The sequence below is a fragment of the Sabulicella rubraurantiaca genome (assembly GCF_017355885.1).
GTDB classification, from domain to species: domain Bacteria; phylum Pseudomonadota; class Alphaproteobacteria; order Acetobacterales; family Acetobacteraceae; genus Roseococcus; species Roseococcus rubraurantiacus.
In genome coordinates, this window is sequence record NZ_JAFEUU010000001.1 from 298,950 (window position 1) to 325,155 (window position 26,206).

Consider the following 26,206-nt stretch of genomic DNA (forward strand, 5'->3'; position numbering starts at 1 on the left):
CGGGTTAGCGACCTCCGGCCCTGTCGTCCATCTGTGCCGACCGGGGCTTTCCCCCTTCATTTGCGGAATGATCATCCGCGACAGTCGTCCCGAGGATATCCCAGCCATTGCCGCGATCTATGGGCATTGGGTGACGCACGGCCTCGCTTCTTTCGAGGAGGAGGCACCCGGCCCGGCCGAGATGGCGCGGCGCCGCGATGCGATCCTCGCAGGCGGCTTCCCCTACCTCGTCGCGGTGGAGGGCGGTCGCGTCCTTGGCTATGCCTACGCAGGGCCCTATCGCCCGCGCCGGGCCTATCGCTTCACGGTCGAGAACTCGATCTACGTCGCGCCCGGTGCCGGCAAGGGTGGAGTGGGGCGTGCCCTGCTGGCGGCGCTGCTGGCGCGCTGCGAGGAATCCGGCTTCCGCCTCGTCGTCGCGGTGATCGGCGACAGCGGCAATCAGGCCTCCATCCGCCTGCATGAGGCGGCAGGGTTCCGACACGCAGGGCTGCTGCCTGCGGTCGGATGGAAGCACGGGCGCTGGGTGGACTCCGTGCTGATGACGCGCCCCCTGGGTGAGGGCGCGGCGACGCCGCCGGAAGCCGCGCTCACTGCCGCGAAGTAAGGCTCTCCCAGGCGTCGCGGAAATCCTGCGCCTCCTGCGGCGAAAGATGCAGGCCGAGGCGCGTGCGGCGCCATAGCACGTCGTCCGGTGCCGTGGCCCACTCATGCTTTTGCATCCAGGCGGCTTCGCGCTCGGTCAGCCCCGCGCCGAAATGCCGGCCCAACTCGCCACCCATCACCTCGGGCAGTAGGGAGCCGTGGGTGCGGACGAGGCGCGGCAGCCATTCGTGCGGGATATGGGGCAGGGCGCGGGCCATTTCTTCCGTGAAGGCGGCGCGGCTCCTCCCGGCAAAGTCGCCGCCGGGAAGGATCGCGGATCCGGTCCAGGGCGTGCCGGCACGGCCCAGCGCGGCGCCGATCTGCCCGGCCGCCTCCTCGGCAAGGCGCCGGAAGGTGGTGATCTTCCCGCCATAGACCGACAGGAGCGGCGCGCCCGCCCGGTCCAGCTTAAGGACGTAGTCGCGTGTCACGGCGGAGGGATCGGCTGCTCCGTCGTCGAACAAGGGGCGGACGCCGCTATAGGTCCAGACGATCTCCTCCGGCGTCACCGCGCGGCGGAACTGGCGGGAGACGGCGGCACAGAGATACTCGGCCTCCTCCGGCGTGCAGCGAGCCTCGCCGGGGTCGCCCTCATGCGGAACGTCGGTCGTGCCGATCAGGGAGAAGCGGCCTTCATACGGAATGACGAAGACTACGCGCCGGTCGTCATTCTGCAGGATGAACGCGTGATCGCCCTCATACAGACGCGGCACGACGATATGCGAGCCACGGATCAGCCGGACCTTGCCGGGAGGCGGGGTGTTCGCCGCCTCCAGCGCCCGCTGCACCCAGGGTCCGGCGGCGTTGACGATGCCGCGCACCCGCGCCTCCTCGCCGCCCTCCAGGGTCACGATCCAGTGATCCGCGGCGCGGTGAGCTCGCGTGAAGCAGGTGCGTGGGCGGATTGTGGCGCCCCGGGCTCGCGCATCCATGGCGTTCAGCAGGACAAGGCGACTATCCTCCACCCAGGCATCCGAATAGCCGAAGGCGTGGGTGATCTCCGGCCGCAGCGGCGCGGCGCGCGGGTCGCCCGCGGTGCGGAAACTCTCGGCGCCAGGCAGGGAGACGCGGCGGGCAAGGTGGTCGTACAGGAACAGCCCGGCGCGGATCATCCAGCGCGGGCGCATCTCGGGCCGATGCGGCAGGACGAAGCGCAGCGGCCAGATGATGTGCGGCGCGGTCCGAAGCAGCACCTCGCGCTCGCCCAGCGCCTCGCGCACCAAGCGGTATTCGTGGTGCTCCAGGTAGCGAAGCCCGCCATGGATCAGCTTGGAGGAGGAGGAAGATGTGGCCTGGGCAAGGTCGCCCCGCTCCACCAACAGGACGGAATGGCCGCGACCCTGGAGGTCGCGCGCGATGCCGGCGCCGTTCACTCCGCCGCCGATCACCAGAATGTCGAATTGCTGCATGCAGAATGCTCTAGAGAAGCCGGGCGCGGATGCGGGTGACGAGGATCTCGGCCAGCAGGACCACCGCCAGGATGGCGAGGAGGATCGTCGCCACACGCTCCCATTGGAAGAAGTTGATCGCGTCGTCCAGCACCACGCCGATGCCGCCTGCGCCGACAAGCCCCAGCACCGCGGATTCCCGTAGGTTGATGTCCCACCGGAACAGCGCCACGCCCCAAAAGGCGGGCTGGACCTGTGGCCAGACGCCTTTCAGCATCCGCAGCGGCCAGGACGCGCCCGTGGCGGTCAGGGCTTCGACGGGGCCGGGATGTGCTTCCTCCAGCGCCTCGGCCATCAGCTTGCCGACGAAGCCGATGGAGCGGAAGGCGATGGCGAAGACCCCCGCCGCTGGTCCCGGCCCGAAGACCGCCACGAAGATCAGTGCCCAGACCAGCGAATTCACCGAGCGCGAGGAGACGAGAACCAACTGGGCCAGCGCGTTGAGAATGGCGCTGCGGCAGATGTTGCGCGCCGCCATCAGCGCAAAGGGCATGGCCAGCGCGATGCCGAGGATGGTGCCGAGCGTGGCGATGTGCAGCGTCTCCATCAGCGCCGCGTGCACCGAGGGATAGTAGTGTCCGAGGTCGGGCGGCCACATCCGCAGGAGCAGGTCGGCCATCTGTTCCGGCGCGTCGGTGAGGAACTCGGGAATGATCTCGACCGTGCGGATCGCCCAGACCAGCGCAGCCACGGTAAGCAGCGTGACAAGAAACCGCCCGAGGCGCTGGCCCGGCGTGTGCCGGACCCATTCGCGGTGCAGCGTCGCGCTCATTGCAATGCCGCCCGGATGCGGCCTGCGACGATCTCGGCTGCGAAGATCAACGCGATGATGGCGAGCAGGATGGCGGCGACGAAGTCGTAGTCGAAGCGCTTGAAGGCGGCGAAGAGCGTGCCGCCGATGCCTCCTGCGCCGACGATACCGACCAGCGTCGAATTCCGCAGGTTGGAATCCAGCTGGTATAGGGAGAAGCCGATGAAGCGCGAGGCGACCTGTGGCAGCACCCCATAGAGCAGCACGGCGGCGGGGCCGGCGCCCGAGGCGCGCACCGCCTCCACCTGCTTCATGCTGATCTCCTCGATCGCCTCGGCGAAGAGCTTGGCGACGAAGCCCAGCGAGGCGACGGTCAACGCGGCCACGCCAGCCAGCGCGCCGAAGCCGATCGCCTTCACGAAGAGTATGGCGACGATGACGTAGTGCAGCGACCGGCACACGGCGATAAAGCCGCGAGTCGGAGCGGAGAGCCAAGCGGGTGCCAAGTTGCGCGCCGCCATCAGCCCGAGGGGAAGGGACAGGATGATGCCGAGCGCCGTCGAGATCACGGCGATCTGCATGGACTCGACCAGCCCCTCAACCAGGAGCTCCCATCGGGTGAAATCGGGCGGCCACATGCGGGCCAGGAAACGCCCGCCCTCGCCAAGCCCGGTCGCCAGACGCTCCCCCGTGATCCCGAGCTGCGACGTGGCCCAGATGGAGTAGACCGCAAGGGCGAGAAGGCCGAGCCGCGCCGGCCAGTTGGGAGCGAAGGCGCGCCTCAAAGCCAGTCCTCGCCGCCGTAGATCTCGCTCAGGTGGTCGTTGCTGATGGCGTCAGGCGGCCCGTCGAACACGACGCGGCCGCCCGTCATGCCGATGATCCGCACGGCGAAGCGCTTGGCCAGTTCCACGTTGTGGATGTTCACGATGACCGGGACCCCCGCCTCACCAGTGAGGCGCGCCATCAACTCCATCACCTCGACGGCCGTTTTGGGGTCGAGCGAGGAGGTGGGCTCGTCTGCCAGCAGCAGGGCAGGGGACTGCATGAGGGCCCGGGCGATGCCGACGCGCTGGCGCTGGCCGCCCGACAGCGCGTCGGCGCGCCGCGTCGCCTGTTCTGGCAGCCCAACCGCGTCCAGCAAGGCAAATGCGCGGTCCAGATCCTCCCGCGGGTAGCGACGCAGCCAGGCGCGCCAGAGCGGCACGTAGCCCAGTCGTCCGGTCAGCACGTTCTCCATCACCGAGAGGCGTTCGACGAGGTTGTATTCCTGGAACACCATGCCGATGCGCCGCCTTGCCGCGCGGAGTGCCCCGCCGCGCAGCCGCGCCAGATCCTGCCCACCCATCATGATGGAACCCTGCGTCGGCTCCACCAGCCGGTTCACGCAGCGGAGCAAAGTAGACTTGCCCGTGCCCGAGGGCCCGATGATGGCGGTGATGCCCTGCGCGCCGATCGAGAGGTCGATGCCGCGCAGGACCGGTTTCCCAGGCTGGTATTCCTTCACCAGCCCACGGATCTCGAGGATAGGCTGCGTCACTGCGGGCGTTGCGGGGCAGGGGCAGGCTGCTGCTGGGCTGGTTGTTGTTGAGGCTGCTGAGCCGCGCGGCGCCGCGCCTCCGCTTCCAGCTCACGCCGGCTTTCGGCGTCGAAGGCGGCGCGCGTGTAGGGCGCGTTCACCGCATCGGCGACGGCGCGCACCGGCGCCCATTCGCGCAGATAGGTGGCGGGCCAGAAGCGGTCATTACCGCCCAGATCACGCCGCATCTGCTCGGGGAAACGGTAGTCGTAGAAGCATTGCCGGATGCGCTGCACCAGTTCGGGCTGCAGGTCATGCGCATGGGCGAAGCTGCTGGTGGGGAAGGGATCGCTCTGCCACACCGTCCGGAAGTTTTCGCCGCGCACCTGCCCGCGGCTGACCATGCGGTTGTACACGTCGCTCGCCACCGGCGCGGCGTCGTAGTCGCCGGCATTCACCCCCATGACGCTGCGGTCATGCCCACCCGAGTAGATGACGCGATAATCCGTGTCCGGGGTCAGTCCATGGGTCGGGAACATGGCCCGCGGCGCGAGGTTGCCGCTGTTCGAAGTGGCCGAGGTATGAGCGACCCGGCGGCCCTTAAGATCGGCCAGGGTGCGGAACTCGCTGTTCGCGCGGACGAGGGTGACGACGCGGTAGCTCTCGAACTCCCGCTCATTGCCCTTGATGGCGAAGGGCACGGCGCCGGCCAGGTTCACAGCGAAGGCGGTCGGGCCGGTCGAGAAGCCGGCGATATGCAGCCGCCCCGACCGCATGGCTTCGACCTGCGCCGCGTTGCTGGTCACCTGGAAATACACGACCCGCCGTCCGGTGCATTGCGTCAGATGCTCCAGCAGCGGCCGGAACTGCGTGGCGTAGAGGGCAGGATCCTCGACCGGGGTGTAGGCGAAGACGAGCGTGGAGGGGTTCCGGAACCGGCTCGGATCCCGCGGTGGGTCGGCGACGAGGTCGCGATCCTCGTCGCAATAGGCATCGTCGAGCGCGCCGCGATGAGTGCAGGCCGCCCCCTGCGCCTGAGCGAGGCTCGGCAGCAGGGCAAGGGCCGTGGCGGCGAGGAGCGGTCGGAGCATGGCATTTCCCTTGGACGTGGCGGTGATCTGTTCTTCGGCACCGCCTGACATTCCAGCCTGTAATGGTGTTTCTGCGCCAGGAAAACCGGTTGCCGGAGGCAGATCTGGCGGGAAGCGGATGGCAACCCCACATCCCTTCCATGAGCGACACAGCGACCGGGCAAGCCGCCTCCGAATACGCCACCCTGGGCGGTGGCTGCTTCTGGTGCCTGGACGGCGCCTACCGCGACGTGCGTGGCATCACCGAGGTGGTCTCCGGATATGCCGGCGGGCACGTCCCGAACCCCAGCTACCAGCAGGTCTGCGGCAAGGGCACCGGCCATGCCGAGGTGGTGCGGCTCCGATTCGACCCGACCGTGATCTCCTATGCGGACATCCTCCGCATGTTCTTCACCCTGCACGACCCGACCACGAAGGACCGCCAGGGCGCCGATGTCGGGCCGCAATACCGCTCGGTCATCCTGGCCGAGACGCCGGAGCAGATGGAGACGGCCCGTGCCGTAATGGCGGAGGTCCAGCAAGCCGGCATCTGGGGCGCTCCCCTGGTGACCGAGCTCGTTCCGGCCGCCGAATTCTGGCCCGCCGAGCCGGAGCACCAGGACTACTTCCGCCGCAATCCCTGGTCCGGCTATTGTCGGGCCGTCATCGCCCCCAAGGTCGCGAAGTTCCGCAAGGGCTTTGCCGGCCGGCTATCCCGCGCGGAGGCCTGATCCATGTTCTTCGGTCGCAAGCCCAAGGGCGAAGACTTCCCCATCCAGCGCACCGAGGCGGAATGGCGCTCCAGCCTCTCGCCCACGGCATACAAGGTCCTGCGCGAGCACGGCACCGAGCGGGCCGGCACTTCCCCCCTGAATGCCGAGAAGCGCTCCGGCAGCTTCCTTTGCGCAGGGTGTGGAACACCGGTCTTCGAGTCGGACTCTAAGTTCGAGAGCGGGACGGGCTGGCCCTCCTTCACCGCGCCGGTGGAGGGCAACGTGGCGACGGAGGAGGATAATTCCTTCTTCATGCGCCGGACCGAGGCGCATTGCGCGGCCTGTGGCGGGCATCTGGGCCACGTGTTCCCGGACGGGCCGGAGCCGACCGGGATGCGCTGGTGCATCAACGGCGCCGCCCTTGAGTTCAAGCCCGATTGAAACCCGGAGGCGTCCAGGCTTTTCTCACTGCTAGGGAAATTCTTGGAACATTGCCGGCCATGTGGCGCGCCCTCTTTTTTGTCATTGCCTTCTGGGCTGCGCCGGCGCGGGCCGACCTCGCCTATGTCCTGAATTCCGCCGATGCGACGATCAGCGTCGTGGATACGGCCACCCGGGCCGAGATCCGCCGAATCCCGGTGCTGCGCGAGGTGCACCACCTTGTCGTCACGCCGGATGGCCGGTCGCTGGTGGTCGGAGATAGCGGCGGCAACGAACTCATCTTCCTCGACCCCGAATCCGGCGCGGTGCAGCGGCGGGAGCGGATCAGCAATCCCTATCACCTGGAATACAGTCCGGACGGGCGATACCTCGTCGTCGCCAGCCTACGGCGCGACCAGGTGGACATCTACGAGGCTGCGTCCCTCACCCTGCTTCAACGCTTCCGCCAGCCCGACAAGCCGAGCCATGTCGCCTTCAGCCCCGACAGCCGCTGGGCTTTCGTGACACTGCAGGGCTCCGGCCAGGTCGCGGCGGTGGACCTCGAGGCGCGGCAGACCGCCTGGGTGCAGGATGTCGGGCCGGAGCCGGCAGGCATCATCTGGCACCGCGGCAGGCTGATCGTCGGGCTGATGGGCCGCGAGGATTTTGTCGCGCTTGACCCGACGACGCGCGAGGTTCGCCCCGCCTTCCGTGTCGGGCGCGGCGCGCACACCATCTTCCCGGCCCCGAACGGACGCACCCTCTACGCCACCTCCCGCGTCGAGAGCCGGATCGCCGAGGTGGATGCCGAGACGCTGGAAGTGCGGCGCATCTTCGAGATCGCGGGCGGGCCGGATTGCATTGCCTTCGACTCCGAGGGCCGGCTCTACGCCACGCTGCGCTGGACCGGGCGGCTGCTGGTCCTCGACACCGCGACTGGGGAACACGCGCAGATCCGCGTCGGCCGCTCGCCGCACGGGGTCTTCGTGATGCCTCGGCGGCCGGGACTCGACGCCGCCTTCGCCTTCCAGTCCCCGGGGGCGCAGAGCGGCACGCGGCCCATGGGCGCACCGCCGCCCAGGGGCCTCGCTGCGCTGCAAGGGACAGGTCCGGCTGTCACGGTGACGCCCGTGCGGGTCGAGGCCGGGTCTCCCACCTCGCGGCTGCGCGCGCCCTGGCGATGATCCGGCGCCGCGCCCTGGCCGCGGCGTTTCTTTCCGCCCCCGCGCTGGCGCAGGGCTGCGCCGGAACTCTCTACCTCACCATCGACACGGGCTGGTCGCGCGAGGCGGAGCTGATCGCCGACGTGCTGCGGCGGCGCGGCGTGATCGCGACCCTCTTCGTTGCCAATGAGCGCACGCACCGCGGCGACCGCCAGCTCGAGGAAGCCTGGGCCCCGTTCTGGCGGGCCCGCGCGGCTGAGGGGCATGTCTTCGCCAGCCACACCTGGCGCCATTGGTATTTCCGCGGCGATCCGTCGCCCGGCCGTGTCCAGTATGCCTCCCGCCAGGGCGAGGGGGCGGAGGTGCTGGACGGCGCGGCCCTGTGCTCCGAATTGCGCCGCCCGGTCGACGCGTTGCGCGAACTCGTCCCGGGGGCTCGCATCCTGCCGCTCTGGCGGGCGCCGGGCGGCATCGTCACGCCGGGGGCGCTGCGCCTTGCCGCTACCTGCGGACTTCGGCACCAGGGATGGAGCCGCAACGGCTTCCTGGGGGATGAGCTTGACAGCGCGGCCCATCCCAACGACGCGCTGCTGCGCCGGGCGCTGGCCAATATCCGCTCCGGTGAGGTTTTGGTAATGCATTGGGGCGTCCGCTCGCGACGGGAACCCTTCGGGCTGGTCTTCGACCGCCTGCTTGAGGGACTGCTCGGCCGCGGCTTCTGCTTCGCCCCGCTGCCCGAGGAAGGCATCGCGTGATGTGGGACTGGATCGTGGACCGCTACGACCTGTTCACGGGCTGGGCTTTCGAGGCGCTCCTGCAGCCCCTCATGTATCGGCTCGGCCTGATGGACTGGGCGGACGAGGCCTTCCTCTGGATGGATTTCCTGGTGTTCGGGCTTATTCAGGTCGTTGTGGTCGCGGTGGTCTGCCTGCCGCTCGAAGCCTGGCGGCCGGTGGAGCGCTGGGAAAGCCACCGCAAGGTGCTGACGGATGTCGCCTACACGCTGCTCGCGCGCCTCGGCATCCTGCCCATGATCGGCTTCGTGCTGTTCTTCGCCGCCCAGACCCGCATCGAGGCGATGATCGCCGATTCCGGCTGGGTGCCGCCCACGCTGGAGACCTTTCTTCCCTTCCTGCGGGAACAGCCTTTCCTCGCGCTGATCTTCTACATCGTCGTGCTGGATTTCGCGGCCTATTGGCACCACCGCTTCCAGCACCGCATCGGCTGGTGGTGGGCACTGCATTCCATCCATCACGCCCAGACGCAGATGACCTTCTGGACGGATGACCGGAATCACATATTAGACGACATCCTGGCGGCGGCGTGGTTCGGGGCTATCGCCGTGCTGATCGGCGTGCCGCCGGGACAGTTCCCCATCATCCTGCTCGTCCTGCGCCTCGCCGAGAGCCTGTCCCATGCCAATGTCCGACTGGATTTCGGCCGGGTGGGGGAGAGGCTCTTCGTCTCGCCGCGCTTCCACCGCGCGCATCACGGCGTACTGAGTGTCGGGGCCGAGGGAAAGAACTACGGCGTGCTGCTTCCGGTCTGGGACTGGATCTTCGGCACGGCGGATTTCCAGCGCGACCACTACCCCCGCACCGGCGACCCTTCCGCCCCACGCGCCTATGTCGAGGGCGGCTGGCTGCGACAGCAGGCCGCCGGCTTCCGCGAGATCTGGCGCGCGATCCGGGGGAAGCGCGCCTCATAGGGCAAGGCTCACGACGAGCCCCGCCACCGCAGTTGTGCCGAGTGTTGGCACCACCCCCAGCCGGGAGTGGAACAAGGCCAGCGCCGCTACGATGCTCAAGGCCAGCGCGTCCCAGCGCATCCCTGTGAGGGCGGGCCTGGGGCCGTCCGGCCCCGGGAAGCACACGCGCAGCCCGAACCGGAGGGCCAGATTGGCGATCACCCCGACCACCGCGGCCGTCACCCCCGCCAGCGCCCCGGACAGCTTGGCGTGGCCATGGAGACGCTCGACGAAGGGCGCGCCGAGGAAGATCCAAGCGAAGCAGGGAACAAAGGTAACCCAGACCGTCAGTGCCGCCGCCGCGACGCCGCCCAGAAGGCCGCCGTAGCGCCAGCCTGCGAGGAACCCTACGAATTCCAGGACCAGGATCAGGGGGCCAGGCGTCGTTTCAGCCAGGCCCCGACCCCCGAGCATCTCAGAGGGGGAAAGCCAGCGGTGATGCTCCACGGCCTCCTGCGCCACATAGGCCAGGACGGCATAGGCACCGCCAAAGGTGACGACCGCCATCTTCGAGAAGAACCAGGCGATGTCGCCATAGAGTCCGCCCTCGGCGCTCAGCAGCGCGACTGGCCAGAGCCACAGCACCAGAGCCAGCAGTCCAGCGCGCCGCGCCCCTGCGGTGAGTGCGGCGACCCGCCCCGGATCGGCTATCAGCAGGGCATCCAGCGCTGCCGGCGCGTCGGTCGCTTCGCCCTTATGCGCCGACGGGACAAAGGCGCCAGGCGCGGCCCAGCCAATCAGCGCCGCGCCAAGCACCACCGCGGGGAAGGGCACGTCGAAGAAGAAGAGCGGGACGAAGGCGGCAGCCGCCACCACCCAGGGAAGGAGGCCGTGCAAGGCGCGCCGCGCGACGCGCAGTAGCGCCTCAAACACCAGCACCTCGCCCAGCACGGCATAGATCAGCGACAGGGCGAGCAGGATCAGCGCCCCGGGCAGTACGAACAGCGCGCCGGCAACGACGCCGCCCTTAACCCCGTGCATCAGCCAGCCGAGATAGGTCGCCAGCTGGGTCGCCTCCGGCCCAGGCAGAAGCATGCAGAAGTTGAGGGCGTGGAGGTATCGCGCCTCGCCCACCCAACGGCGTTCCTGCACCAGCTCGCGATGCATCAGTGCGATCTGCGCGGCGGGACCGCCGAAGGACAGGAGACCGATGCGAAGCCAGACCGGGAAGGCCTCTCCGAAGCTCGGCAGCGAGGGTGAGTTCATGCTGGGATTGCGGTCGCGGGCCAGTTGTGGACTTCCTTATGCGCGTCGCGCCGCAGATTGGCCCGGAGCATGTCGATGGCGTCACGCGACTGTCAAGCGCATGGACCCCCTGCTGCGCCCCTGGGATACTCCCCGCCCGATTCGGGAGGGGCACATGAATCTCGCGGGCCTATCGTTGCGCGACCTTGAGTATGTGAGTGCGGTGGCTGAGCACCGGCATTTCGGCCGGGCCGCAGCGGCCTGCGGCGTGTCTCAGCCCACCTTGTCGGGACAGCTTCGGAAGCTGGAGGAGTTTCTCGGCCTCGAGATCTTCGAGCGTTCGCCGCGCGGCGTCCTTGTCACCGCACGCGGCGAGGAGGTGGTGGCCCAAGCGCGTCGAATCCTCAGCGAGGCGCGACGGCTCTTCGAGGTGGTCCGCACGGGCGCGGAGCCGCTGACCGGCGTGGTGCGGCTGGGCGTGATCTCGACGCTCGGTCCCTACCTCGTGCCCTTTCTGCTGAGGCCACTGCGTGACCGCTTTCCGCGCCTGCGCCTGCTGCTGATCGAGGGCAACACTCGCCCCTTGATCCGCCAGCTGGAGGAAGGGGAGCTGGATGCGGTGCTGGCCACCGGCCCGCTCGGGGAAAGCGACCTCACAGAACTGCCGCTGTTCCGCGAGGAGCTGGCGCTTGCCGTGCCGCGCGACCATGCCCTCGCGCAGGTTGAGGAGGTGCGGCCCGAGGATATCCCGGTCAGCGAGCTGATTTTGCTCAGCGAAGGCCATTGCCTGCGTGACCAGACGCTGGGCTTCTGCCCGAACCGCCTGCGCGAGGGTGACCACGCCCTCCAAGCGGCAAGCCTCGAGTCGCTGCGGCAGATGATTGCGGCCGGGAGCGGCGTGTCGCTCATCCCGCAGCTTGCGATCCAGGTGGGTGCGCTGCTGGACGACATGGTGGCCTACCGGCGCGTCGCAGGCGGGGTGTTCGGCCGCGACGTGGCGCTGTTCCACCGCCCCAGCTTCGGCCGTATTCGCGACATCCGCCTCCTTCGGCAGGCGATCGGCGAGATCCTCGCCGAGCAGAGCGGCGTGCGCGTGCACCGGCCCGGGATCCGTTTAGCAAGCTAGCGCGGCCTCAGCCGAGTTGACGAAGCAGGTCGTGCATCCGTCCGGCCTGCGCCTCCGCCGCCGCCTCGGCGCGGGCGATCGCCGCGGCCAGCCTTTCCGTCACGCCGCGCCGTCCCTGCCGCAACTCGGCCATCAGTGAGGTGGCTTCGCGCAGCACCTCCGTCACGTCGTGCACGCCGGAGGCCAAGCGTCCTGCCAATAGCGGCAGGTCCTCATCCGGGTGAAAAGGCGCAGCCACCTCATCACGCGTGGCGACGAGACGGGCATAGAGGGCGGCATCCGGTGTCATGCCGCGAGGCTGCGCCGGATGTCATGAAAGAAGAGTTAAGCCGCCTCGGTCAGCAGCGTCTCGCCGGGCTTCAGCCGCGTGAAGGCGACGTCGCGCCAGGACAGGCGCACGGCACTGCCATTCATCGTCACCACCGTATGGCGCAGTCCGCCACTCGCATCATCCGTCTGCGGAAAATCCTCGCGCCAATGAGCGCCGCGGCTTTCGGTGCGAGCCTCGGCAGCGGCGACGATGGCGCGGCTGACCAGGATCAGGCTCTCCAGGTTGAGCCAGTCAGACCAGGAGAGGTTGAAGCCGCGCGCTCCATCCGCGACGCCCGTGGCACGTAGCTCCGCCTCCAGCGCATCCAGCCCGCTCGCCGCCTCGGCGAGGCGAGGGCCGTCGCGCAGGATGCCGGCCTTGTCCCACATGAGATTCGCCAGCGCGTCGCGGATTGGCCCGAGGAGGCTGGGCTTCCGGGAAAAAGGCGCCTCGGCGGCCGCCCGAGCCGCGTCGAGCGCCGCAGGGTCGGGGTCCGCCCATTCGCCCTCCCGAGGAACCCAGCGCGCCATGGTATCACCCGCGATGCCACCAAAGACGGTGGAATTGGCGACGCCGTTGCCGCCGAGGCGGTTCGCGCCATGCACCCCACCCGTATCCTCGCCAGCGGCGAAAAGCCCGGGCAGGGCGGTCGAGCCATCGGCGGCGAAGGCGACTCCGCCCATCATATAATGCGCGGTCGGCACCACCGGCACGCGCCCGGCCGCGAGGTCGAAGCCCATATCGGCGCAGCGCTCCACCATGCCCTTGAACTGCTTGCGCACATTCTCGGGACCGAGATGCCCCATCTCGATCCACAGCCCGCCGGCTTCGTTCACGCGGCCAGCCTGGATTTCCCGCTCCATGGAGCGGGAGACGATGTCGCGCGTCGCACGCTCGTTGCGCGGGTCGTAATTGTGCATGAAGCGCTCGCCGTCGCCGTTGAGCAGGTAGCCCCCCGCGCCGCGCAGCCCTTCCTCGATGATAGTGCCGGTCATGCGCGTGCCCGGCCCGGCCAGGACGCCGGTCGGATGGAACTGCACCATCTCCATGTCGCGCAGGGCGAGCCCGGCGCGCAGCGCCATCGCCATGCCGTCGCAGGATTTGTCGCCCGAGGGCGTGTGGTACTTGTACATGGTCGGCCCGCCCCCGGTGCCGAGCAGAACGGCCTTTGCCTGCACGAAGACGAAGGCGCCGCGGCGGATGTCGAGCAGCAAGACGCCGGCAAGCCGCGATCCGTCCTTCGACCGCACCAGCGCAAGGGCACGATGCTCCTCCAGCCGGTCGATGCCGCGCGCCCAGGTCTGCTCGGCGAGGCGGTTGATGATCTCGATGCCGGTCAGGTCACCCTTGTGGACCGTGCGGTCGAAGGTCTGCCCGGCGAAGGCCTTCTGGTGGATGGTGCCGTCCGGATTGCGGTCGAAGAAGCAGCCCCAGCGATTCTCCAGCTCCCGGATGCGGGTCTGCGCCACGGTGACCAGCGTCCAGGCAAGGTCCTGGTCGTTCAGCCACTTGCCGCCGTCCAGCGTATCCATGAAGTGCCGCTCGGCGCTGTCATCGGCGGCGAGGGCGACGTTGTAGCCACCCTGCACCATGCGCGTGCAGCCCGATTTGCCGAGCAGACCCTTCACCGCGACCGTGACGGACAACTCCGGATTGGCGCTCTTTGCATGCAGTGCCGCGAGCAGCCCCGCCCCGCCGGATCCCAGGACGAGGATGTCGGTGCGGAAGCGCTCCATCACGCTGAGACTCCCATCCGCGCCAGCACCTCTGCGCGGCGTGCGGACACCTTGGACTGGACGTCGCGGTAGAGGCTGCCGCCATGGGCGTCCATGCCGACGATGAGCGGCCCGAAGCCCTTGATGGCGAAGCGCCAGAGCGACTCGGGGTTCAGGTCATCCAGGTCCACATCCTCGATCGCGGTGATCCAGGTCGTTTCCAGCGCCGCCGCCCCACCGATCACGGCCAGGTAGGCGCCGCCGAGCTCCGCGAAGGCCTTAGCGCTTTCCTCGCGCAACCCGCCCTTGCCGATGATGAGGCGCACGCCCTCCCGCTCCATCAGGGGTCGGGTGAAGCGCTCCATACGGTCGGAGGTGGTGGTCCCGATGCAAACCGCCTCGTACCCCGCCTGATTGGTGCCACTCCGCTCCACCTTCCGCACGTTGGGCGCGGTGTGGATGACCGCGTGTCCGTTGAGGTCGAAGCGTGTGCGACGTCCGCGATCGAACATGTGGATCTGCGTGGCGTCGCGGATGCCGAAGAGCGTGTCCTCCAGCGTCACCGTGTCGCCGACGCGAAGCGCCCGGACCTGCTCCTCGCCGGCGGGCATGTGCAGCACGTGATGGGCCATGGTCAGAATCCGATCTCGACGCCAGAGGTGGTGAAGGTCGCGCTGGCGCGGCGCGCCGAATGGCACTGCACGTTCACCGCCACCGGGTTCATGGTGATGTGCGTCGCCGCCAACTCCACGTGCACAGCGAAGGCGGTGGAGTCGCCGCCGAGCCCCTGCGGGCCGATGCCCAGGCTGTTCACGGCCTCGCCCAGTTCCTCCTCCAGCTTCGCACCTTCCGGATCGGCGCATCGCGAGCCGAGAGCGCGGGTCGCCGCCACCTTGGCGAGGTGCATGCACAGGTCGGAGGTGCCGCCGAGGCCGACGCCCAGGATGGTGGGGGGGCACACCTTCCCACCGGCGCGGATCGCCGCATCCACCACGAAGCGCTTGATGCCCGCGATCCCGTCCGCAGGGATCAGCATCTGCAGGAAGGATCCGTTCTCCGAACCGGAGCCCTTGGGCACCATCTCGATCCGCAGCACCCGGTCCTCTTCAGTGAAGTCGAGGTTGATGACCGGCACGTGCAGACCGCAGCTCGTGTGCTCGTTCACGCGGGTGAGGGGATGCACGACGGAGGAGCGGAGCGGGTGCTCGCGCGTCGCGCGCTCGGCGCCGCGACGGATGGCCTGCTTCAGCTCCCACCCATCGAAGGACACGTTGCGGCCGATGCTGATATTGTAGATCGGGATGCCGGTGTCCTGGCAGAGCAGGTTATCCGTCCGCTCCGCCACCGCGATGTTCTCGATCATGGTGGCGAGGACGGAGCGCGCCAGCCCATCGCTTTCCGTCGAATCCAGCCGCGCGAAGCCCTGCTTGATGTCGTCGGGCAGGACCTTGAGGGCGCGGATATAGAGGAGCTTCGCGGCTTCCTCCACGGCATCCATCGCGATGTGCAGCGTGTCGGTCATGGGCGTTCCCCTAGATGAGAAGCGAAAGGCCGGAGATCAGCAGCAGGCCGAGCAGGACGAGGCGGAAGCCCTGCTGTGGCAGACGCCGGAACGCCGCGAGGCCAAGCCACATGCCCGCCAGCATTCCCGGCAATGCGGCGAGGGACAGCCATAGCGCCTCCCGCGTGAAGAACCCGCCCAGCACGAGCGCGGGCAGGGTGAGAAGCTGCATGAAGACGATGAAGGGCTGAAGCAGCCCGCGCGTCGCCAGCTTGTCCAAGCCTTGTGCATCGGCCCACATGGCCGGCAGCGCGCCGACATAACCGCCGATGCCGCCGAGGATGCCGCTGGCGAAGCCCACGGCCCCATCCGCAGCGGGCCCGCCCTGGAGGGAAGGTGCCGGCAGGCGCAGACCGATGCGTGCCAGCATGTAGCCGGCATAGACCACCAGCAGCGCACCCACCCCCGCCGTCATCGGCCCTGCTGGCACATGCACGAGCAACCAGACGCCCAAGGGCATGCCCGGCAGGGCAAACAGCATCCAGCGCCGCAGCACCCGCCAATCCACATGATACCACATGGCCTTCAATGCGATGGATTGGACGACGAAGCTGCCCAGGACCAGCACGGGCGCCGTGGTCGCGGGCGGCAGGAACTGCAGCAGCAGCCCGGCGCCCACCAGCACGAAGGCAAAGCCCGCCATCCCCGCGCAGAAGGCCGCGACAAAGCAGGCCCCAGAAAGGAGCAGCGCGTCAGCCAGCATGGAGCAGGAACATCAGCCCCGCGCCGAGGGCAAAGCCGGCCGAAAGCGCGACGAGGTCCTTCTGCCTCGCCCGCCAGCCCAGGAACTCCAGCGCAAGCACGCGCAGCCCCCCGGCCAAGTGCAAGGCCAGCAGGGTGACGAGGCCCCATTCGCCCGTCTTGAAGGCCCAGTTATCCGTGAAGCGAAGGAAACCCTCCAGCGCTGCCTCGCCCTGGATGGCGTGGCCGAGTGCCCAGAAATGCAGCGGCAGGAACAGCGCAAGGCCGATCCCCGAGACCCGGTGCAGCACGAAACCCCAATAGGCCGGATGGCGCCGGTCACGCATGGTAGAGCCCCCAGGCGGCACGGATGCCGAAGGCGGCAGTCACCAGCCCGATACCCAGCCACAGCGCGTCGAAGCCGCGCCCCCGCCAGCCGAGCCACTCCCCCGCGATGTTGCGCATGCCGATGGCGCCGTGGATGCCGGCCGCCAGCGCGAAGACCGCATAGAAGGCCAGCCATCCCTCCGCCCCGCTCAGCCGTGCGACGATCTCGGCGGCGGACAGCCCGCCCCGCACGGCCAGCATGATGGTGGCGAGGTGGACGAAGACCGCGGCGGCCAGGACGAAAGCGGTGATCCGCTGCGCCGCCCAGAGGTGGACCTGCCCCCTCATGGCGCCAGCACGCCCCAGAAGATGGAGCGCTTGAGCCCCGCAATGGCCGAGGAAGGGTCGAGGTTCTTCGGACAGCGCTCCGTGCAGCCCTGGGTGGAGTGGCAAGAGTGGCAGCCGGCATCGCCCGCCACGGCGTCCAGCCTTTCGCGCCGCCCGCCATCGCGCACGTCGTTCACCAGGGTCCAGGCGCGGTTCAGCGCCGCGGGTCCCAGGTAGTCCGGGTTCCAGGACACCACATCGCAGGAGGCGTAGCAGACGCCGCAGCCAATGCATTCGATGCCCGCATCCGCCTCCTGCCGCTTCGGCGAGGATGGGGGGACGACCGCGAACTCGACCGGGACGGCGCCGTTCGGCGCGTCCTTGGGCTGGAATTGGCCGCGAGCCCGCGCCCACTTGTCGAAGAAGGGCTTCATGTCGGTGGCGAGGTCGCGAATGACCGGCAGATTGGCCAGCGGGCGCAGGGTAAGCGTCCCGTCCTCGGCCACCTTCCGGACATGGGTGCGGCAGGTCCAGCGGGCAACGCCGTTCACCTCCATGGCGCAGGACCCGCACATGCCGACCCGGCAGGCGAAGCGATAGGCAAGATCGGGCTGCTGCTCGCGCTGGATCTCCGTCACCACGTCCAGCACCGTCTGGTTCTCGCGCGCCGCCACGGCGTATTCCGCGATTCCGTCGCTGCGCTGGATGCGGACCTTCAGTTGCGCCATCCCATTCCCTCCGTTCCCGGCAGGATGCGCCCGGCTTGAGTCTTATACAAGACCAGGGCAGCATCGGCCCTGACGAAATGGATCGAGGGGGACACCATGCCCGACGGACGAGCGACCGAGGCGCGGCTGCGCGGGGCCGACCTGCTGTGGCGGGCGCTGGAAGCGGGGGGCGTGACGCGGGTCTTCTCCCTTTCCGGCAACCACATCATGCCGATCTACGATGCCGGGTTCGGCTCGAAGATCGAGATCATCCATGTGCGGCACGAGGCGGCGGCGGTGCACATGGCCGATGCCTGGGCGCGGCTAACGGGACAGGTGGGCGTGGCGCTGGTGACGGGCGGGCAGGGGCACAGCAACGCTGTCGCGGCTCTGCCCACAGCCCTGGCCTCGGAGACGCCGATCGTGCTGCTCTCCGGCCATGCACCGTTGAACGAGCTGGGCACCGGCGCCTTCCAGGAGACGCCGCAGGTCGAGATGGCGGCACCGCTCTGCAAGGGCGCCTGGCTGGCGCGCGACCCGGCCGGGCTGCCGGCGGAGATTGCCCGCGCCTTCCGCCTCGCCCGGTCAGGACGCCCGGGGCCGGTCCATGTCTCGTTGCCCACGGACGTGACGGAAGCCCATGCGAGCGCCGCCATGCCGGATCCGGCCGACTATCTGCCGATCGAGAGTGAAGTGGATGCCGCGCCGCTCGCGCGTTTCCTGGCCGGAGCCGAACGGCCGCTGATCCTGGCGGGACCGTCGCTGAACACGCCGGAAGGCCGCGCGACGCTGGCGATGCTGGAACGCGGCTCGGGCCTGCCAGTACTGCTGATGGAAAGCCCGCGCGGGCTGAACGATCCTTCGCTTGGCGACTTCGCAGCCCGCCTCGCGGAGGCGGATGCCGTGCTCCTGCTCGGCAAGCAGCTGGACTTCACCCTTCGCTTCGGACGCGGCACCGAGGCACGCTTCGCCCTGGCCGAACCGGATTCCGCCCTGGTGGCGCGGGCGGAGCGGCTGCTGGGGGACCGGCTGGCGCTGCGCCTCGATGTCGCCCCGCTTGCTGCCGCGCACGCCCTCGCGGGTACGGCAGCGGCGCACCCGGCCAAGGAATGGGCTGAGTCGGTGCGGAGCGCGGCCGCCTACCGGCCCGAGGCCTGGAAGGGCCTCGCCACGAGAGGCGGTGAGCCGATCCATCCTGCGACGCTTGGCGCAGCACTGCAGCCTTTCCTGGAGGATGCGGTGCTGGTCGCCGATGGCGGCGAGATCGGCCAATGGATGCAGGCCACGCTGCGCGCGCCGGAGCGCATCGTGAACGGCGTGGCGGGTTCCATCGGTGCCGGGCTGCCCTTCGCCCTGGCGGCGAGCGCGGCAAGGCCCGGCAAGCGCGTCCTGGCGGTGATGGGTGACGGTACTGCCGGGTTCCATATCGCGGAACTCGACACGGCGGTTCGTCACAACCTCCCCTTTGTCGCGGTCGTGGGCAACGACAGCAAATGGAACGCCGAGTACCAGATCCAGAAGCGCGACTATGGCGAAAACCGCGCCCATGGCTGCGAACTTGCCCCGGCGACGCGCTACGACCTCGTCGCCCAGGGCTTCGGTGCGCATGGCGAGTTCGTGGAGCATGGAGAAGACTTGGCTCCGGCGCTGGAACGCGCCTTCGCCAGCGGCCGTCCGGCCCTGGTGAACGTGATGATCGAAGGGCTGCCGGCGCCCTCGCTCAAGCGTTGACCGGACCGCTCTACGCCCGTGCCGAGGCGGCGCTGCGCGCGCGCATCGCCGCAGGAGAGTGGAAACCCGGCACCGCGCTGCCCACTGAGCCTGCCCTCGCCGGCGAGCTGGGGATCAGCCAGGGCACGCTCCGCCGCGCCCTTGCCGCGCTCGAACGCGCCCGCGTCATCGAACGCCGTCAGGGAGTCGGTACCTTCGTCGCCGAGGCGACCAGCGAGCGCGCACTCTTTCACTTCTTCCGGGTGGAGCGCCTGGACGGCACGCGGCCAGTGCCCACCAGCCGCGTCCTGTCGCTCACTCGGCGCCGCGCAACCGAGGCGGAGCGCCGCGCCCTGGGCCTCGCTACCGGTGCGGCCGTGCTGTTCATGGAGCGAGAGCGCCTCGTGGATGGCGAGCCGGCCATCCTGGAACGCGTGGCGATCCCGGCCGCTCTCTTTCCCGGATTGGCGCTGCCAATCGGTGTCGAGCTGAAAGACGAGCTTTACGTTCTCTACCAGCGCAGCTTCGGCCTGACCGTGACGCGGGTGGAGGAATGGCTCGCCGCCACGCCGGCGCCACCGGGGGCGCCCGTGCCGGAAGGGGCGCCGGTGCTGAACGTGGCGCGGCTTGCCTTTGAGCTCGGAGGGCGTGCGGTGGAATGGCGCCTGTCATGGCTGGACACGCGCCGTCTGCGATACGCCGTCACCCTGGCCTGAGCCGCTCAGTTGTCGTCATCGTCCCGGCGATGGCGGCGCGGCGGGTAGCGGCTGTCCCACCAGGCATCGGCGTGCCGGCGGTCCCGTTCCCGGTACCGACGCGGCGACTCCTCCCGCCAATGTTCCTCGCGCACCCAGCCGCGCCGCCCGCGCTGGTCCTCGACGACGAAGGAGCCGCGCTCGGTGCAGCGCCCGTTCGAGCAGTTCGAGGAGGAGTTGGAAGATTGGCTGCCCGCCCGGGCGGCGCCGGGAAGGGCGAGAAGACCCAGCAGCAATCCGCGACGCATGGTCATGGCGCGTATCCCTGTTCGACTCCTTCCATGAAAACGGCTGATCGTGGCGGGAGTTCGACGGGCTATTCGCGGCGCAGCACCCGGTCCGTGATCCAGCTTGCGACCGGGCGAGGGCGGAAGGCGGCGCGGAGCGCGGCCTCGTCGTATTCCTCGGTCAGCCAAGTCTCGAAAGGCACCCCGCGCGCTTCCGCCTTCGCGTATTCCTCAAAGAAAGCGTCGAGGATGCCGGTGCGGGCCGCAGCGACATGACCGTGCCGGAGGCTGAGTTCCCTCGCCGCATCGGCGGCAGTTCGCCCCTGCATCAGGTGCCAGATCCCGGCCGCCAGACCGGTGCGGTCGGCGCCCGACTTGCAATGGATCAGGATGGGCCGGGGCAGCGTCTGATACAGCTCCATCAGCCGCAGGATGCGATCCTTGTGCGGCGCGCCGCGGCTCTCGAAGGGCTGATCCGCGTGGACGAGGCCCAACTCGGCGGCGCGTTGCCGGCCCAGCGCGTCCGAGCCGCAACTGTCGCGACGGCCACGCAAGTTGATGACGCTCTGGAGGCCATGGCGCTTCGTGGCCTCGGCCAGCTGCCAGGGCAGGGGGTGGTTGGAGCGGTAGAGCGCCCCGCTCTCGACCACGCCCCAGTTCCGCCAGGGAATGCGGAGCAGGGCGTGGTCCACGAAAAGGCTGTTCACCCAATGCGGCATGGCGGGGGCTATGCCCCCGATCCACGCCGCCGCAAAGGGTCAGCGCATTCCGGTGGCGGCAGAGCCCTGGCCGGCCGCCGTGGAGCCGCGCGCCGCGGTGCCCGGGCTGGTCACCATGCCGGTCGAGGTGTTGCCGGTGGATTGCGGCGCCGTGGTCTGCGGCACGGCCGAGCCGGTCCCCGAGCGAGCGCCGCCTGCGGCTGCCGTGTCGGAAGCGGGCATGGCGGTCGGGCCACTGCCCATGTGCTGCTGGCAGGCAGCCAGGGCGAAGGGAGCGAGAAGCAGGGCGAGACGAATCCGCGTCATGGTCATTCCTTCCGGGCAAGGTGCGGCCGGAAATGGCCGCCGCCACGCCGGGGCAACACGCATGCCCCGGAAAAGGTTGCCCTGCCCGGAAAGGGAAAGCCGCTATTCGAGCCGCGCGCCGGAGATCCTCACCATTTCCTGCCAAAGCGGCCGCTCGCGGCGTGCTCGCTCCAGCACGCCCTCGGGGCTTGACCACACGGCCTGGGCGCCCGTGCGCAGGAAGCGCTCCTTCACCGCCTGGTCCTCGGCAATGGCCTTCATGGTGGCATTGGCGCGGTCCACGATCGGGCGCGGCACGCCGGCTGCGAAGGACATGGCGCACCAGGAGGTGACGACGAAATCCTCCAGCCCGGCCTCGCGCATCGTTGGCACGTCCGGCAGGGCCGGGTGACGCTCGGCCGAGGTGACGGCCAGCGCACGCATCCGCCCTTCCTGGATGACCGGCACGTATGAGGCGAGGTTGTCGATGGCGAAGTTCACGTCGCCCGCCAGCATGGCCGGAATCGTCTGGGCGGCGCCGCGGAAAGGAACGTGCTGCGCGTCCACGCCCTGCCGCGCGGCGAAGAGCGCGCCCGAAAGATGCGGCGTCGTGCCGACTCCAGGGGAGCCATAGGCCACGCCCTGGCGTCGTGCCTTGGCCCATTCCACGAATTCGCGCACGTTGCGGGACGGGACGTACTGGGCCGGAACCACGAAGACGTTCGGCAGCTCCCAGTGCATCGAGATGGGCTGGAAGTCGCGATCCGGATTATAGGGCAGGCGCTCATAGAGATACTGGCCGATGGCCCAGACCGTGAGCGTCATTGGGCCCATCGTGTAGCCATCAGGCGTGGATTTCGCGACGGCGTCGGCGCCGATGTTGCCGCCTGCGCCCGGGCGATTCTCCACAACGAAGGATTGGCCAAGGCGGGCCTGCATCTGCTCGCAAAGAATGCGGCACAGAACGTCGGTGGATCCGCCCGGCGGCCAGGGCACGATCACGCGAACCGGTCGCTCGGGCCACTGCGGCTGGGCGATGGCAGGCAGGGCGAGTGGTGCGAGCGCGCTTGCGCCCAGAAGGGCGCGTCGGGTGGGCTTCATCCCGTTTCCTCCAGTCAATTTCTTGGTGGTGCGGAGAGGATGCGCGATCCCTGGCAGCCCGGCAATCTTTCGGTCGTTAGACCGCGCCACGGTCCCGCCACGATAGCGCCATGCCGCCGCCAGTCCGCGTGACTTCCATCAGCAGAAGCAAAGTGGAGGCCCCGGATGCTTGAATGGCTTTCTCGCCGAATCCGCCATTGGCTCGGCTACCGGCCGGAACGCCGTTACATGCGTGGCTCGCGCTGACTCACCAGCCTGCCAGGGGCGGCAGGGACATCAGAATTGCATCCACATTGCCGCCGGTGCGCAGCCCGAACAGCGTGCCGCGGTCATGCAGCAGGTTGAATTCGACATAGCGTCCGCGGCGGTGAAGCTGGATGGCCGTCTCTTCCGCCTCGAAGGCTTCCGCCATGCGGCGGCGCAGGATGGTGGGATAGGCTTCCAGGAACGCCAGGCCCACATCGCGGGTGAAGGCGAAGTCGGCCTCCGCACCCTTGCCCGGCGTCCGGTCGCCCAGCCAGTCATAGAAGATGCCTCCCAGGCCGCGGGTCTCGTTCCGGTGCGGGAGGAAGAAGTACTCGTCGCACCATTGGGAGAAGCGTTCGTAGTAGCCGGGATCGTGCCGGTCGCACGCCGCCTGAAAGGCCCTGTGGAAGAACGCCGCGTCCTCGCGTGACCACGGCGCATCCTTGTCCATTGGCGTGATGTCGCCCCCGCCGCCAAACCAGGCGCGGGACGTGACGATGAAGCGGGTGTTCATGTGCGCCGTCGGGCAGCGTGGCGAGCGCGGATGCACCACAAGCGAAACGCCAGTGGCCAGGAAGCGCGGGTCCTCCTCCGCGCCTGGGATCTGCTTCCGAAATTCGGGCGAGAACTCGCCGAAGACGGTGGAGACGTTGACGCCTGCCTTCTCCAACACGCGGCCGCGCATGAGCCCCATCGTGCCGCCACCGCCGCCAGGACGCTGCCAGGGGGTGAAGGTGAAGCGGGACGGGGATTCGCCTTGTGGCGTCGCGTCGGCCTCGATGGCCTCAAAGGCAGCGCAGAGGCGGTCACGCAGGGATTCGAACCAGCTCTGCGCCGGTGCAGCGAGGGGATGGGCAGGGGGTTGTGTCATCGGGGGCGCAGAGTAGCGCAGAATGGCGCTTCCGAGATGGGAACGGAGGCGCAACCGCGGTTGCCACGCAGCGGAACCGACCCTAATAGGCAGGACGGCGCGGAGCGGGGCGCGCAGCGTGTCCCGTGCCGCCCGCGAGTTCAGGGCCGTCGCCTGCCGGCCCCTTTGCGAGGTTTGGACGGAATGGCTGATTCCATGGCGCCGCAGATGGCCCAGGCGGCCCCGGGCGATACGCCCGGGACCACGAAGCGCGACTTCCTGATGCTCACCACCGCGGCCTTCGCCGCCGTCGGCGTGGGGGGCATCGTATGGCCGTTCGTCTCGTCCATGGCGCCCGCGCGCGACGTGCTGGCGCTCGCCTCGACCGAGGTGGACATCTCGCCCATCGCCGCCGGGCAGTCCGTGACGGTGATGTGGCGCGGCAAGCCGGTCTTCGTCCGCAACCGCACGGAAGAGGAGGTGCGCGAGGCGCGCGCCGTCCCGCTGTCCGAGCTGAAGGACCCGGCGACCGACGAGTCCCGCGTGAAGAAGGACAACTGGCTGGTCGTGGTCGGCGTCTGCACGCATCTCGGCTGCGTGCCGCTCGGCCAGAAGCCGACCGACGCCAAGGGCGACTACAACGGTTGGTTCTGCCCTTGCCACGGCAGCCACTACGACACCTCCGCGCGCATCCGCCGCGGACCGGCGCCGTCGAACCTGCTGGTGCCGGACTACGCATTCACCTCCGACACCATGATCCGAATCGGCTGAAAAGGACCCTCCAATGGCCATCGGCCTTCACGACTCAGATGTGAAGAACCCGGTCCTGCGCTGGATCGACCAGCGCCTGCCGGTCATCACCATGATGCAGAAGGAGTACGGGACCTTCCCGACTCCCCGCAACTTCAACTATTTCTGGAACTTCGGCGCCCTGGCCGTGATCACGCTGACGATCATGATCCTGACGGGCGTGTTCCTGGCGATGAGCTACACGGCGCATACCGCCCACGCCTTCGAGAGCGTGGAGCGCATCATGCGCGACGTGAACTACGGCTGGCTGATCCGCTACGTTCACATGAACGGCGCCAGCATGTTCTTCATCGTGGTCTACATCCACATCTACCGCGGCATGTACTACGGCTCCTACAAGGCGCCGCGCGAGCTGCTGTGGATCCTGGGCGTCGTCATCTTCCTGCTGATGATGGCCACGGCCTTCCTTGGCTACGTGCTGCCTTGGGGCCAGATGTCCTTCTGGGGCGCCACCGTCATCACCAACCTGTTCAGCGCCTTCCCGCTGATTGGGCCGGAGATCGTGACGTGGCTGTGGGGCGGGTTCAGCGTGGACAATCCGACGCTCAACCGCTTCTTCTCGCTGCACTACCTGCTGCCCTTCGTGATCACGGGCGTGGTGTTCCTGCACGTTGCGGCGCTGCACGTGACCGGCTCGAACAATCCGCTGGGCATCGAGCCGAAGGGCCCGCAGGACACGCTGCCCTTCCACCCCTACTATACGGTGAAGGACTCGGTCGGCATGGTCGCCTATTTCGCGGTCTTCGCCTTCCTGGTCTTCTTCATGCCGAACTACCTGGGCCACCCGGACAACTACATCCCGGCAAACCCGCTGGTGACGCCCGCGCACATTGTGCCTGAGTGGTACTTCCTGCCCTTCTACGCGATCCTGCGCGCGGTGCCGGACAAGCTGGGCGGCGTGCTGATGATGTTCGGTTCGATCATGGTCTGGTTCGCGCTGCCTTGGCTCGACACCTCCAAGGTGCGCTCCATGCGGTTCCGCCCGGTCGCCCGGATCTTCTTCTTCCTCTGGGTCATCAGCTTCTTCGTGCTGATGTATGTGGGCGGCAAGCCGGCTGAGCAGCCCTACGTCATCATCGCGCAGCTCGCCACCGCCTACTACTTCCTATGGTTCCTCGTGATCCTGCCGCTGCTTGGCAAGTTCGAGAGGACGCTGCCCCTGCCGGAGAGCATTGCTGCCGCCGTGCTCGGACCCAAGGCCAGCACGGGTGGCGGACCGCTTCCCGCTGCCGCGACCGCCAAGCCGATGGAAAAGGCCTGAACCGATGAAGCTCCTCAAGGCCCTCGCCGTCGCCGCCGCCGTCGCGGCGTCCTCCCCCGCCCTTGCGGCCGGGGAGGCCCCCGCGCCGCCGAATGCGCGCTTCGGTTTCAACAGCTTCTTCGGCTCCTTCGACCGGGCAGCCCAGCAGCGCGGCTTCCAGGTCTACAAGGAGGTTTGCGCCGCCTGCCACGGCATGCGACTGCTCTCCTACCGCAACCTGCTCGACCTCGGGCTGAGCGAGCCGGCGGTGCGTTCCATCGCCGCCAGCGTCAACGTGCAGGACGGGCCGAACGACGAAGGGCAGATGTTCGAGCGTCCTGCCCGCCTGTCGGACCGCTTCCGCAGCCCGTTCCCGAACGAGCAGGCGGCGCGTGCGGGGAACAATGGCGCCCTGCCGCCTGACCTGTCCGTGATCGTCAAGGCGCGGCATGACGGGGCGAACTATGTCCGAGCCCTGCTGACCGGCTATGTGGAGCCGCCTGCGGGCGTCACCGTGGCGCCGGGCATGCACTACAACGAGTATTTCCCTGGCCACCAGATCGCCATGCCCAACGTCCTGAACGACGGACAGGTGGAGTTCGCGGATGGCACGCGCGCGACGGTCGATCAGATGGCGCGCGACGTCACCACCTTCCTCGCCTGGGCGGCTGAGCCGGAAATGGAGCAGCGCAAGCAGATGGGCGTGAAGATCCTGATCTTCCTGGCCATCCTGGGTGGCCTCGTCTACGCCACCAAGCGCAAGATGTGGGCCGCGGTGAAGCACTGAGGGACGCCACCCGGCTCCGATCGGAGGCGTGATCCGGCCCCCGCCACCAGCGGGGGCCTTT

Annotated in this window: 31 protein-coding genes; 12 read left to right on the forward strand and 19 right to left on the reverse strand. The window is 68.7% G+C overall.

The genetic code is table 11. The features are described 5' to 3' along the window. Positions 1–67 precede the first annotated feature (67 nt). The gene (locus JTJ31_RS01470) at positions 68–607 is read left to right on the forward strand and encodes a GNAT family N-acetyltransferase (protein ID WP_207536824.1); all 540 of its coding nucleotides are present in this window, start codon (positions 68–70) and stop codon (positions 605–607) included. Here JTJ31_RS01470 and glpD read toward each other — a convergent pair. Genes glpD through phnD form a run of 5 tightly spaced genes read right to left on the reverse strand, consistent with a single transcriptional unit; the run spans position 591 to position 5,454 of the window. Then, entirely contained in the window at positions 591–2,054 is a 1,464-nt protein-coding gene (gene glpD / locus JTJ31_RS01475) for a glycerol-3-phosphate dehydrogenase (protein ID WP_207536825.1), read from the reverse strand. The two genes, JTJ31_RS01470 and glpD, sit on opposite strands and share 17 nt — an antisense overlap. A gap of 10 nt (positions 2,055–2,064) precedes the next feature. Further along, on the reverse strand, positions 2,065–2,865 hold the full coding sequence (gene phnE / locus JTJ31_RS01480) for a phosphonate ABC transporter, permease protein PhnE (protein WP_207536826.1): 801 nt from the start codon (positions 2,863–2,865) through the stop codon (positions 2,065–2,067). Then, positions 2,862–3,629, reverse strand: coding sequence for a phosphonate ABC transporter, permease protein PhnE (gene phnE / locus JTJ31_RS01485; RefSeq protein ID WP_236019759.1), 768 nt, complete (start codon positions 3,627–3,629; stop codon positions 2,862–2,864). The genes phnE (JTJ31_RS01480) and phnE (JTJ31_RS01485) overlap by 4 nt, the downstream gene beginning before the upstream one ends. Continuing rightward, positions 3,626–4,384 carry a phosphonate ABC transporter ATP-binding protein gene (phnC, locus tag JTJ31_RS01490; RefSeq protein ID WP_328805635.1) on the reverse strand — a complete coding sequence of 253 codons (759 nt, stop codon included), beginning with the start codon at positions 4,382–4,384 and terminating at the stop codon, positions 3,626–3,628. Before phnC ends, phnE (JTJ31_RS01485) begins: the two co-directional genes overlap by 4 nt. Then, positions 4,381–5,454: a phosphate/phosphite/phosphonate ABC transporter substrate-binding protein gene (gene phnD, locus JTJ31_RS01495; protein WP_207536827.1), complete on the reverse strand. Its 1,074-nt coding sequence runs from the start codon at positions 5,452–5,454 to the stop codon at positions 4,381–4,383. Before phnD ends, phnC begins: the two co-directional genes overlap by 4 nt. Positions 5,455–5,594: 140 nt before the next feature. Here phnD and msrA point away from each other — a divergent pair, with 140 nt between their 5' ends. Genes msrA through JTJ31_RS01520 form a run of 5 tightly spaced genes read left to right on the forward strand, consistent with a single transcriptional unit; the run spans position 5,595 to position 9,437 of the window. Continuing rightward, positions 5,595–6,164 carry a peptide-methionine (S)-S-oxide reductase MsrA gene (msrA, locus tag JTJ31_RS01500; RefSeq protein WP_207536828.1) on the forward strand — a complete coding sequence of 190 codons (570 nt, stop codon included), beginning with the start codon at positions 5,595–5,597 and terminating at the stop codon, positions 6,162–6,164. A 3-nt stretch (positions 6,165–6,167) separates the two neighbouring features. Further along, a complete protein-coding gene (msrB, locus tag JTJ31_RS01505; RefSeq protein WP_207536829.1) occupies positions 6,168–6,587 on the forward strand; it encodes a peptide-methionine (R)-S-oxide reductase MsrB in 420 nt (139 codons plus the stop codon). 50 nt (positions 6,588–6,637) lie between these two features. Beyond that, positions 6,638–7,750: a YVTN family beta-propeller repeat protein gene (locus JTJ31_RS01510; protein ID WP_328805637.1), complete on the forward strand. Its 1,113-nt coding sequence runs from the start codon at positions 6,638–6,640 to the stop codon at positions 7,748–7,750. Beyond that, complete coding sequence (locus tag JTJ31_RS01515; RefSeq protein ID WP_207536831.1) at positions 7,747–8,484, forward strand: polysaccharide deacetylase family protein; 738 nt, start codon at positions 7,747–7,749, stop codon at positions 8,482–8,484. The genes JTJ31_RS01510 and JTJ31_RS01515 overlap by 4 nt, the downstream gene beginning before the upstream one ends. After that, positions 8,484–9,437, forward strand: a complete 954-nt coding sequence (locus JTJ31_RS01520; protein WP_207537286.1) for a sterol desaturase family protein — start codon at positions 8,484–8,486, stop codon at positions 9,435–9,437. The genes JTJ31_RS01515 and JTJ31_RS01520 overlap by 1 nt, the downstream gene beginning before the upstream one ends. On the opposite strand, the gene JTJ31_RS01525 is transcribed toward JTJ31_RS01520, so the two are convergent. Next, positions 9,432–10,682, reverse strand: a complete 1,251-nt coding sequence (locus tag JTJ31_RS01525; RefSeq protein ID WP_207536832.1) for a chromate transporter — start codon at positions 10,680–10,682, stop codon at positions 9,432–9,434. The genes JTJ31_RS01520 and JTJ31_RS01525 overlap by 6 nt on opposite strands. 154 nt (positions 10,683–10,836) lie before the next feature. On the opposite strand from JTJ31_RS01525, the gene JTJ31_RS01530 reads away from it, so the two are divergent. After that, entirely contained in the window at positions 10,837–11,787 is a 951-nt protein-coding gene (locus JTJ31_RS01530) for a LysR substrate-binding domain-containing protein (protein ID WP_207536833.1), read from the forward strand. Positions 11,788–11,794: 7 nt separating this feature from the next. On the opposite strand, the gene JTJ31_RS01535 is transcribed toward JTJ31_RS01530, so the two are convergent. Genes JTJ31_RS01535 through JTJ31_RS01570 form a run of 8 tightly spaced genes read right to left on the reverse strand, consistent with a single transcriptional unit; the run spans position 11,795 to position 17,436 of the window. Further along, a complete protein-coding gene (locus JTJ31_RS01535; RefSeq protein WP_207536834.1) occupies positions 11,795–12,076 on the reverse strand; it encodes a hypothetical protein in 282 nt (93 codons plus the stop codon). A 35-nt stretch (positions 12,077–12,111) separates the two neighbouring features. Further along, positions 12,112–13,833, reverse strand: a complete 1,722-nt coding sequence (locus JTJ31_RS01540) for an L-aspartate oxidase (protein ID WP_207537287.1) — start codon at positions 13,831–13,833, stop codon at positions 12,112–12,114. Beyond that, a complete protein-coding gene (locus JTJ31_RS01545; protein WP_207536835.1) occupies positions 13,833–14,444 on the reverse strand; it encodes a fumarate hydratase C-terminal domain-containing protein in 612 nt (203 codons plus the stop codon). Before JTJ31_RS01545 ends, JTJ31_RS01540 begins: the two co-directional genes overlap by 1 nt. 2 nt (positions 14,445–14,446) lie before the next feature. After that, a complete protein-coding gene (locus JTJ31_RS01550; protein ID WP_236019760.1) occupies positions 14,447–15,334 on the reverse strand; it encodes a fumarate hydratase in 888 nt (295 codons plus the stop codon). Between the two features lie 10 nt (positions 15,335–15,344). Continuing rightward, a complete protein-coding gene (locus JTJ31_RS01555) occupies positions 15,345–16,076 on the reverse strand; it encodes a sulfite exporter TauE/SafE family protein (RefSeq protein ID WP_207536836.1) in 732 nt (243 codons plus the stop codon). Further along, the gene (gene sdhC / locus JTJ31_RS01560; RefSeq protein ID WP_207536837.1) at positions 16,066–16,401 is read right to left on the reverse strand and encodes a succinate dehydrogenase, cytochrome b556 subunit; all 336 of its coding nucleotides are present in this window, start codon (positions 16,399–16,401) and stop codon (positions 16,066–16,068) included. Before sdhC ends, JTJ31_RS01555 begins: the two co-directional genes overlap by 11 nt. After that, on the reverse strand, positions 16,394–16,729 hold the full coding sequence (locus JTJ31_RS01565) for a succinate dehydrogenase (protein ID WP_207536838.1): 336 nt from the start codon (positions 16,727–16,729) through the stop codon (positions 16,394–16,396). Before JTJ31_RS01565 ends, sdhC begins: the two co-directional genes overlap by 8 nt. Then, entirely contained in the window at positions 16,726–17,436 is a 711-nt protein-coding gene (locus JTJ31_RS01570; RefSeq protein WP_207536839.1) for a succinate dehydrogenase/fumarate reductase iron-sulfur subunit, read from the reverse strand. The genes JTJ31_RS01565 and JTJ31_RS01570 overlap by 4 nt, the downstream gene beginning before the upstream one ends. 96 nt (positions 17,437–17,532) lie before the next feature. On the opposite strand from JTJ31_RS01570, the gene JTJ31_RS01575 reads away from it, so the two are divergent. After that, on the forward strand, positions 17,533–19,146 hold the full coding sequence (locus JTJ31_RS01575; RefSeq protein ID WP_207536840.1) for a thiamine pyrophosphate-binding protein: 1,614 nt from the start codon (positions 17,533–17,535) through the stop codon (positions 19,144–19,146). Beyond that, the gene (locus JTJ31_RS01580; protein ID WP_207536841.1) at positions 19,143–19,841 is read left to right on the forward strand and encodes a GntR family transcriptional regulator; all 699 of its coding nucleotides are present in this window, start codon (positions 19,143–19,145) and stop codon (positions 19,839–19,841) included. Before JTJ31_RS01575 ends, JTJ31_RS01580 begins: the two co-directional genes overlap by 4 nt. Before the next feature lie 5 nt (positions 19,842–19,846). On the opposite strand, the gene JTJ31_RS01585 is transcribed toward JTJ31_RS01580, so the two are convergent. The 5 genes from JTJ31_RS01585 to hemF all read right to left on the reverse strand — a co-directional run bounded on the left by JTJ31_RS01585 (position 19,847) and on the right by hemF (position 23,329). After that, complete coding sequence (locus JTJ31_RS01585) at positions 19,847–20,134, reverse strand: hypothetical protein (RefSeq protein ID WP_207536842.1); 288 nt, start codon at positions 20,132–20,134, stop codon at positions 19,847–19,849. 62 nt (positions 20,135–20,196) lie between these two features. Then, entirely contained in the window at positions 20,197–20,826 is a 630-nt protein-coding gene (locus JTJ31_RS01590; RefSeq protein ID WP_207536843.1) for a tyrosine-protein phosphatase, read from the reverse strand. 39 nt (positions 20,827–20,865) lie between these two features. Beyond that, complete coding sequence (locus tag JTJ31_RS01595; protein WP_207536844.1) at positions 20,866–21,132, reverse strand: hypothetical protein; 267 nt, start codon at positions 21,130–21,132, stop codon at positions 20,866–20,868. 102 nt (positions 21,133–21,234) lie between these two features. After that, entirely contained in the window at positions 21,235–22,212 is a 978-nt protein-coding gene (locus tag JTJ31_RS01600) for a Bug family tripartite tricarboxylate transporter substrate binding protein (RefSeq protein WP_207536845.1), read from the reverse strand. A 247-nt stretch (positions 22,213–22,459) separates the two neighbouring features. Continuing rightward, complete coding sequence (gene hemF / locus JTJ31_RS01605; RefSeq protein WP_207536846.1) at positions 22,460–23,329, reverse strand: oxygen-dependent coproporphyrinogen oxidase; 870 nt, start codon at positions 23,327–23,329, stop codon at positions 22,460–22,462. Between the two features lie 183 nt (positions 23,330–23,512). On the opposite strand from hemF, the gene petA reads away from it, so the two are divergent. Genes petA through JTJ31_RS01620 form a run of 3 tightly spaced genes read left to right on the forward strand, consistent with a single transcriptional unit; the run spans position 23,513 to position 26,145 of the window. Continuing rightward, the gene (gene petA, locus JTJ31_RS01610; protein ID WP_207536847.1) at positions 23,513–24,079 is read left to right on the forward strand and encodes a ubiquinol-cytochrome c reductase iron-sulfur subunit; all 567 of its coding nucleotides are present in this window, start codon (positions 23,513–23,515) and stop codon (positions 24,077–24,079) included. A 13-nt stretch (positions 24,080–24,092) separates the two neighbouring features. Next, positions 24,093–25,379 carry a cytochrome b gene (locus JTJ31_RS01615; RefSeq protein WP_207536848.1) on the forward strand — a complete coding sequence of 429 codons (1,287 nt, stop codon included), beginning with the start codon at positions 24,093–24,095 and terminating at the stop codon, positions 25,377–25,379. Between the two features lie 4 nt (positions 25,380–25,383). Further along, positions 25,384–26,145: a cytochrome c1 gene (locus JTJ31_RS01620; RefSeq protein ID WP_207536849.1), complete on the forward strand. Its 762-nt coding sequence runs from the start codon at positions 25,384–25,386 to the stop codon at positions 26,143–26,145. Positions 26,146–26,206: the final 61 nt, after the last annotated feature.

Coding starts and splice junctions, on each gene's coding strand:
- JTJ31_RS01470 (WP_207536824.1), top strand. CDS start 68: ATGATCATCCGCGACAGTCGTCCCGAGGATATCCCAGCCATTGCCGCG.
- glpD (WP_207536825.1), bottom strand. CDS start 2,054: ATGCAGCAATTCGACATTCTGGTGATCGGCGGCGGAGTGAACGGCGCC.
- phnE (WP_207536826.1), bottom strand. CDS start 2,865: ATGAGCGCGACGCTGCACCGCGAATGGGTCCGGCACACGCCGGGCCAG.
- phnD (WP_207536827.1), bottom strand. CDS start 5,454: ATGCTCCGACCGCTCCTCGCCGCCACGGCCCTTGCCCTGCTGCCGAGC.
- msrA (WP_207536828.1), top strand. CDS start 5,595: ATGAGCGACACAGCGACCGGGCAAGCCGCCTCCGAATACGCCACCCTG.
- msrB (WP_207536829.1), top strand. CDS start 6,168: ATGTTCTTCGGTCGCAAGCCCAAGGGCGAAGACTTCCCCATCCAGCGC.
- JTJ31_RS01515 (WP_207536831.1), top strand. CDS start 7,747: ATGATCCGGCGCCGCGCCCTGGCCGCGGCGTTTCTTTCCGCCCCCGCG.
- JTJ31_RS01520 (WP_207537286.1), top strand. CDS start 8,484: ATGTGGGACTGGATCGTGGACCGCTACGACCTGTTCACGGGCTGGGCT.
- JTJ31_RS01525 (WP_207536832.1), bottom strand. CDS start 10,682: ATGAACTCACCCTCGCTGCCGAGCTTCGGAGAGGCCTTCCCGGTCTGG.
- JTJ31_RS01530 (WP_207536833.1), top strand. CDS start 10,837: ATGAATCTCGCGGGCCTATCGTTGCGCGACCTTGAGTATGTGAGTGCG.
- JTJ31_RS01535 (WP_207536834.1), bottom strand. CDS start 12,076: ATGACACCGGATGCCGCCCTCTATGCCCGTCTCGTCGCCACGCGTGAT.
- JTJ31_RS01540 (WP_207537287.1), bottom strand. CDS start 13,833: ATGGAGCGCTTCCGCACCGACATCCTCGTCCTGGGATCCGGCGGGGCG.
- JTJ31_RS01545 (WP_207536835.1), bottom strand. CDS start 14,444: ATGGCCCATCACGTGCTGCACATGCCCGCCGGCGAGGAGCAGGTCCGG.
- JTJ31_RS01550 (WP_236019760.1), bottom strand. CDS start 15,334: ATGACCGACACGCTGCACATCGCGATGGATGCCGTGGAGGAAGCCGCG.
- JTJ31_RS01555 (WP_207536836.1), bottom strand. CDS start 16,076: ATGCTGGCTGACGCGCTGCTCCTTTCTGGGGCCTGCTTTGTCGCGGCC.
- sdhC (WP_207536837.1), bottom strand. CDS start 16,401: ATGCGTGACCGGCGCCATCCGGCCTATTGGGGTTTCGTGCTGCACCGG.
- JTJ31_RS01565 (WP_207536838.1), bottom strand. CDS start 16,729: ATGAGGGGGCAGGTCCACCTCTGGGCGGCGCAGCGGATCACCGCTTTC.
- JTJ31_RS01570 (WP_207536839.1), bottom strand. CDS start 17,436: ATGGCGCAACTGAAGGTCCGCATCCAGCGCAGCGACGGAATCGCGGAA.
- JTJ31_RS01575 (WP_207536840.1), top strand. CDS start 17,533: ATGCCCGACGGACGAGCGACCGAGGCGCGGCTGCGCGGGGCCGACCTG.
- JTJ31_RS01585 (WP_207536842.1), bottom strand. CDS start 20,134: ATGACCATGCGTCGCGGATTGCTGCTGGGTCTTCTCGCCCTTCCCGGC.
- JTJ31_RS01590 (WP_207536843.1), bottom strand. CDS start 20,826: ATGCCGCATTGGGTGAACAGCCTTTTCGTGGACCACGCCCTGCTCCGC.
- JTJ31_RS01595 (WP_207536844.1), bottom strand. CDS start 21,132: ATGACGCGGATTCGTCTCGCCCTGCTTCTCGCTCCCTTCGCCCTGGCT.
- JTJ31_RS01600 (WP_207536845.1), bottom strand. CDS start 22,212: ATGAAGCCCACCCGACGCGCCCTTCTGGGCGCAAGCGCGCTCGCACCA.
- hemF (WP_207536846.1), bottom strand. CDS start 23,329: ATGACACAACCCCCTGCCCATCCCCTCGCTGCACCGGCGCAGAGCTGG.
- petA (WP_207536847.1), top strand. CDS start 23,513: ATGGCTGATTCCATGGCGCCGCAGATGGCCCAGGCGGCCCCGGGCGAT.
- JTJ31_RS01615 (WP_207536848.1), top strand. CDS start 24,093: ATGGCCATCGGCCTTCACGACTCAGATGTGAAGAACCCGGTCCTGCGC.
- JTJ31_RS01620 (WP_207536849.1), top strand. CDS start 25,384: ATGAAGCTCCTCAAGGCCCTCGCCGTCGCCGCCGCCGTCGCGGCGTCC.